Source organism: Paenibacillus sp. EKM206P, assembly GCF_011066155.1.
GTDB lineage: Bacteria > Bacillota > Bacilli > Paenibacillales > Paenibacillaceae > Paenibacillus > Paenibacillus polymyxa_D.
The window spans coordinates 1-6,275 of record NZ_JAAMNQ010000030.1 but is presented as its reverse complement, the minus strand read 5'-3'; the positions used below and the strand labels follow the sequence as shown (position 1 = coordinate 6,275).

Annotated in this window: 4 protein-coding genes and 3 pseudogenes; 4 read left to right on the top strand and 3 right to left on the bottom strand. The window is 43.3% G+C overall.

Going from position 1 to position 6,275, the window contains the following annotated elements; genetic code table 11:
* Window positions 1-145 precede the first annotated feature (145 nt).
* Window positions 146-803: pseudogene (locus tag G9G53_RS25460) on the top strand (aldo/keto reductase).
* A 118-nt stretch (window positions 804-921) separates the two neighbouring features.
* On the opposite strand, the gene G9G53_RS25455 reads toward G9G53_RS25460, so the two are convergent.
* On the bottom strand, window positions 922-1,602 hold the full coding sequence (locus tag G9G53_RS25455; protein ID WP_165150858.1) for a TetR/AcrR family transcriptional regulator: 681 nt from the start codon (window positions 1,600-1,602) through the stop codon (window positions 922-924).
* A gap of 137 nt (window positions 1,603-1,739) precedes the next feature.
* On the opposite strand from G9G53_RS25455, the gene G9G53_RS25450 reads away from it, so the two are divergent.
* Window positions 1,740-3,092, top strand: coding sequence for an MATE family efflux transporter (locus tag G9G53_RS25450; protein ID WP_165150857.1), 1,353 nt, complete (start codon window positions 1,740-1,742; stop codon window positions 3,090-3,092).
* A gap of 90 nt (window positions 3,093-3,182) precedes the next feature.
* Here the strand turns inward: G9G53_RS25450 and G9G53_RS26780 are convergent, their stop codons facing one another.
* Entirely contained in the window at window positions 3,183-3,305 is a 123-nt protein-coding gene (locus G9G53_RS26780) for a hypothetical protein (protein WP_274386749.1), read from the bottom strand.
* 703 nt (window positions 3,306-4,008) lie between these two features.
* Window positions 4,009-4,473 carry a hypothetical protein gene (locus G9G53_RS25445; protein ID WP_029514777.1) on the bottom strand — a complete coding sequence of 155 codons (465 nt, stop codon included), beginning with the start codon at window positions 4,471-4,473 and terminating at the stop codon, window positions 4,009-4,011.
* A 927-nt stretch (window positions 4,474-5,400) separates the two neighbouring features.
* Between G9G53_RS25445 and G9G53_RS26650 the strand changes: the two are divergent.
* A pseudogene (locus tag G9G53_RS26650) lies at window positions 5,401-5,566 on the top strand (IS110 family transposase); the annotation flags it as partial.
* 14 nt (window positions 5,567-5,580) lie between these two features.
* A pseudogene (locus G9G53_RS25440) lies at window positions 5,581-5,805 on the top strand (oxidoreductase); the annotation flags it as partial.
* Window positions 5,806-6,275 lie beyond the last annotated feature (470 nt).

The following is a 6,275-nucleotide window of genomic DNA, read 5'->3' as shown; positions in this document are numbered from 1 at the left end:
ATGCTTATTTTTCACTATACCATAAGGTTTCTAATTATTTTGCTGGAAATGTTGACAAGCTATTAGCTGGTATAGTTGAACCCCGAATTAAATTAAGTTTTGCTTACATTCCGTAAAAGTATTTCCCTAATACTAAGGATTTTATATGCAAAAAGTAACTTTGAACAATGGGACTGAGATGCCTATACTCGGTTTTGGTGTTTATCAGATCCAAGATGCAAATGAATGTGAACAAAGTGTTTATGACGCTATTATGGCAGGCTATCGGCTGATTGATACCGCTGCCTCTTATCTAAATGAAGAAGCAGTTGGCAGAGCGATCAAACGTAGTGGCGTGGCAAGAGAGGAGTTATTTATCACTACGAAACTTTGGGTTCAGGATACTGGTTATGAGCGTACAAAAAAGGCATTTGAAAAATCACTGGAAAATGCACCCATTCAACCGGCAAATTGAACATGCAAAATTTACGAAAGAGAATAATGTTCAGATCGAATCCTGGGCGCCTTTTGCTGAAGGGAAAAACAACTTGTTCCAGCATGAAATATTGGTATCCATAGCTGAAAAGTATAATAAATCCGTTGCTCAGGTGGTTTTACGCTGGTTGGCACAAAGAGAAGTTGTTGTGATTCCAAAGTCTGTTCGTAAAGAGAGAATTATCGAAAACTTCGATATCTTTGACTTTGAGTTAAGCCAAGAGGATATGGAGTCGATTACTACGTTAGATACGAAACAGAGCCTGTTCTTTTCACATCGCGATCCTGACATGGTGAAATGGATCGGTACCCGTAAACTCGATATCTAACCCTCTTTCAAAAGATCACCCGTAGGTTTTGATTACGCCAAAAGAACCAACAATTTAGGGTAAACGTAAACCTAATTGAAACCGCCCATCCAATAACCGGATGGGTGGTTTTTACATACTACTTCTCCTGCTCCTTTATCACCTGCTCAATCCCCAACAGAATCAGCTTCAAGCCGAACTCAAACGCCCCGTCAGTTCCCATCAGATTGAACAGCCCGTTCGTGAACATCCTCCGAAACAGTCCCACATCCGTCTCGCTCATGGAGTCCAGAAGGCGAACCATCTCCTCACCCGGATGCGTTTTCTGGTCCTTAAAGATAGCGGAGACATTGCGCTCATGCTGATAATCGTCTAGAACGAAATAGAAGACATAGTTCACAAGCGTAGTAACCACTTGCATTTTCTGCTCTTGCTCAAGCGGCGTCGATTCCACACAGAGCAGCATACGGTTGGTGAACCGGATGATATCCGGTTCGTGGGGCAGCGTCATCATCATGAGCTGCGTGGAGCAGGGATATCGGCTGAGCACGTTCCGTACCGTTACCGCAAGCCCCGTCAGCTGCTCCTTCCATTCCCCCTCGGAGTGGAACTCTTCCAGAATCATTTTCGATACCTGGTTGGCCAGACGCTGGTAGAGATGCTGTTTGCTCTTGAAGTACCAGTACAGAGAGGGAGCCTGAATCCCTAACCTGTCGGCCAATCGTCTCATGCTTAATTTCTCGATGCCCTCCTCTCCAAGAAGCTCCCACGAGGTTTCCAAAATCTTATCCTCCGAAATCTGAGGTTGCTGCTTTTTCATGTCATCCGCCCTTTTATCTAACAGTGTAAGTTTATGCTTTACAGGTTCATTGGTTCATGATACCATCTAACACTGTAAGGCACAACCTAACAGTGTTAGACTGAAAGGCAAAATAAATAGAGAAAGTAGTGATCCGCATGGATGCAGAAAACCTCCATTACTTTGAAAAAGCACCGGTCGCAAAAGCCGTAGCTCACTTCGCTATACCCATGATGCTAGGCACGTCAATGAGTGTCATTTATTCCATCTTGAATGCCTATTTCCTTGGTACACTTCACAATACTGCCATGTTAACCGCACTCGCACTGACCCTGCCGTTATTCGCAATCATTATGGCGCTAGGCAATTTGATTGGCATGGGTAGCGGTACATTCATCTCCCGTTTGCTAGGAGAGAAAAAATATGATGAGGTAAAGCATGTGTCTTCATTTGCCTTTTACAGCAGTTTAGTTCTCGGTCTTATCGTGATGGCCGTGGGTCTCCCGTTGATCAATCCAATCGTTCATGGCCTGGGAGCAACGTCTGACTCCTTCGGATTCACGAAGGACTATGTCACGATTATGCTTATTGGCTCACCATTCGTCGTATTATTCTTCACACTGGAGAATATCGTGCGTTCGGAGGGCGCAGCAATCACGTCGATGATCGGTATGATTCTCAGTGTTGTTATAAATATTATTCTCGACGCGTTAGTCATCTTCGTGCTCCATTGGGATGTGATCGGCGTTGCGTCTGCTACGGTCATTTCTAACTTGGTTGCGAGTGCATTCTACGCCTTCCATATGGGATATAAGAGCCAATTCTTAACCGTCTCCGTAAAATGGTTCAAGGCTACCAAGGACATTCTGAGCAATGTATTCAAAATCGGAGTTCCCGTCTTTATTATGAGTATCTTTTTGGGTGCAATGTCGCTCATCTTTAACCATTTTCTTGTCGAATACGGGGATCGGGCCGTAGCGGCTTACGGAATTTCATCACGTTTATTGCAATTTCCTGAGTTTATTCTGATGGGCTTATGCGAGGGAGTCGTGCCGTTGATTGCCTTCTCTTTCACAGCGAATAAATTACGCATGAAGAATACCATTGGATTTACGATCAAAGTGATTGTGGCGTTAGCAGTCGTATTTGGCATCATCGTCTATTTGATTTCCGACCACTTAATTGGTTTATTTACAAATGACTCGCAATTAATTGGAATGGGCAGCTACATTCTACATGTGACGTTCCTATCCTTGTTCATTACAGGAATGACCACATTGTTTACCGGGATCTTCCAAGCATCAGCGCAAGGAACTGCCGCGTTTATTATGTCAATTATTCAAGGAATTACTCTGATTCCTGTGTTGTTTATCGCCAATCAAATGAACGGCTTCCACGGGGTGGTCTGGTCGCTTGTCATTGCGGATGCGGTCGCATTCCTTGTTGGTGCCATCATGTTGTATGTTTTGCGGACCAAATTGCAGCCAGAATTGGATAAGTTAGTACAGTAGAAAACATATAACACCCAAGAAGGCAGGATAGGACACTCCCCGACCCTGCCTTTTTTAGGTATATGGACGGGGAATAGGGCAATTGTCATTTTAAAAAGGAAAATGCCCCCTACCTACACGATCTTGCTTATTCAGCGCCCCCATCGCCACACTCATCGGAAAGTTCTTACCTCTGAAGATCATCGTTCCCAGCGCAAACTTCGAGACGAGCAAATCCGTGCCTCCTAATCCCTTATATTTCATTTTTCAACGCTACTGTATTAACCTGTACTGCCCGTTACTTCCATGAAAGAGGGAGCATTTGCCACGGCAGTGTGCTCCCTGTTCTAAATTCAAATATCGTTTCCCGTTAGTTGAATCATTTCTGTGATTGATCCACCTTGTAGATTCTTCTGGGATGGCGGCCTGTGCAACCTGCACTGATCCACGACCTCGAACAGTCTCACTACTTCAACAACTGATTGGAGACGAGACCGAGAATCGATCATGGGCCGCTTAATAAAGCACTTGAGAAAAGCGAAGCTAGACATGGACTAACAACAACATGTATGAAATAGAAGTTTGGATATTAAAACAAGGTCAACACGAGTGCATACCACACTAAGTGTTGTTACCTTCATTCGCAGCAAACTATTCTGGCTAATCGTATTGTTAGGTCACTTCCCACAAGGAAATTTTTCATCTTCACTTATGGTATGGTTCACCGCGTTGGCTGAAAGGGCAAGTTCTCAAAAAAATAGTCTCCTTATCAGAGACTACCCGCGATCTTCCTGTTTGATAATCATACGATAAGCGGTAGCCTTTCATCATTCTTTCAAAAAAGGGCAATCCTTTTGCGGGATAGCCCTTTCTTTAATTTCACTTTTTTGCAAAGAGAATAAGGTGCTGGATTCCTCCATTTGTGCTTTTGCTTACTTTAATATTGTCCTTTAATTACAAAAAACGAACCCCGAATTGTTCCAGCTAGTTTAGACTTCTGCCTAGCAAACTTAAACTTCCCTTCTAGCTCCTTTGGTACCTCCATCCCCTCAGAAAGCTTAAAACCAACAGCCCGCTTTTTAGGGTCATCCACCGTATACATGACATTGATTGCAAGACCATCCTCATAAAAAACGTAGGTAAATCGGATATTTTCCACTTGAAAACGCGACGTTTCTAAAGGTTTAGCCGCAAACGCAATATCACGTTCTTCTCTCAAAATTCGGTTCACATAATCAAGGCTCTCCTGGCTTTCGCTAGCTGGTACAACCGTAAATTCATACTTGTACTTGTTCATAAAATAACGGGCTTCATTAGCACGTAAACCAGCAAGCGCTTCTGCTACAGGTGAAGACTCTAAACCAACCGTAGATACATCTTTAAAATCAACGAGATACGACATTTCCATTCCTCCTATTCTCTCTTTACGCCCTAACAGCTTCCGCATTTCACCAAAATCAAATTCATTTCTCAAGTTGTTGTAGAAACATCCTTATAGCCAGACTTCAAATTAATTCTCTTATCTACCACATAGTATACCAAAATTGATTCAAGAGAAGATTTTGAATGGCGAATTTGTTAGTTTGTTAAATAGTGTTCACATAGACTGGTATTCACAAACACCGCTTTAAATATTCGACCAGCGAGATAATACGATACTGCCTATAGTTCCTCGAGGTCGGGAAATTAAGGACTCAGAGTATGTCCTACCAAAAAACTCTCGGCCTGTGTCCTGTACTTCCATTAAGGAGGTTCAGATTCACAAGCCAAAGATATTTTCATTCATGATGGTGGCCGTTAGTCCATGTTTGTTTGGGAAAGACCCTCTGCACGGAAGGGGGCGTACCCGCATACATAAACCAAATGAGTACGATACCTATCTATCATGAATATATAGATGCATGGCTGAAGAATCATATCGTGCCTGTAATTGCGCTAAACTTTGTAACGGTTATACACGAGCGCCAAATGAAAAAAATCGCCGGGGACGACAAGTTGTTGCGGCAGATGATCGCGGCTATGGACGAAGGCTTTCGCATGTTAGAGGCCTTACGGTATCCGCTAACGCCGGCCGCGCAAGCATCACTAATCCGCAAACGATCGGCGTTGATGCGCCTTTTTACGAAAATTTATCATAGGATGCCGATCAGCCGACTGGTTGACGGATCCGTAGGGGAAATCGTAGCTTTGAGCCGTGTGTTTCACCTTTGGAAGGAACAGACACGGGTCCCTCCCCCCCCAACTGGGACGAGTTGGAAAAGCGTTTTGAAGCCAAGGTCAACCGTTCATAACTTTTACCCTAGGAGTAATCAACCGAGGATGATCCTAGTTCTACAAAGAAGACTTTGAGCATTATAAAACAAGGGGCGTTTAGTTGCTTGAATCTTTGAAACTTAACACGACAGCATAACACGTTTACCGGTCTATATATCCAAATTAAGCTGCAGTTCCAAACCGCATTGGATCAGATATCCCCTGAATACAAAGGTGTTTATCGGGGATCTTCATTGAAGGTACGAACACCCGTACAGCAACTATCTATCCAGCAGCAATAAATACAGAATTGTTGACTACCATCACAGATAAGAATACTTTAAAAGGTGCAACTGCATTGTATGAACAACATGGTATTTCACCTGATCGAGTTGCCAATGTTGTTGCGTTCGCGATTGATCAGCCAGAAGATACGAACGTTAATGAGTTTACAATTGGACCAACAAGTCAACCTTGGTAAGTTCATCTTCTAAAGCGCAAAAGTCTGTCGAGTTTCCCAACAGACTTTTGTGCTTTCTGTGTTGAGTTGGTGAAGTAAACTTAAAACTAACTTGTCCGTTAGTTTAATAAAAAGAGCAGACTTGAAGCGCCTGCTCAACATTGTGTGTTATTTAACTATCGTTCCTCGTTAGTTGTACGCCCTATCTTAATAACGCAAAAGAACGGAGGAGATTGCCTTGGGGTTTCTACTGCTTGTAATGTCGATAGAAATAGTTTAAAAGTAAAAAAGGAGAGATGGCATAAAAATAAGCCATCTCTCCTTTTTCATCTATATAAAGCGGGTAATGGGAATCGGACCCACGCTACCAGCTTGGAAGGCTGAGTTTTACCATTGAGCTACATCCCGAAATAGATGCCGGTGAGAGGACTCGAACCTCCACGGTTTCCCTCACGATTTTGAGTCGCGCGCGTCTGCCAATTCCGCCACAC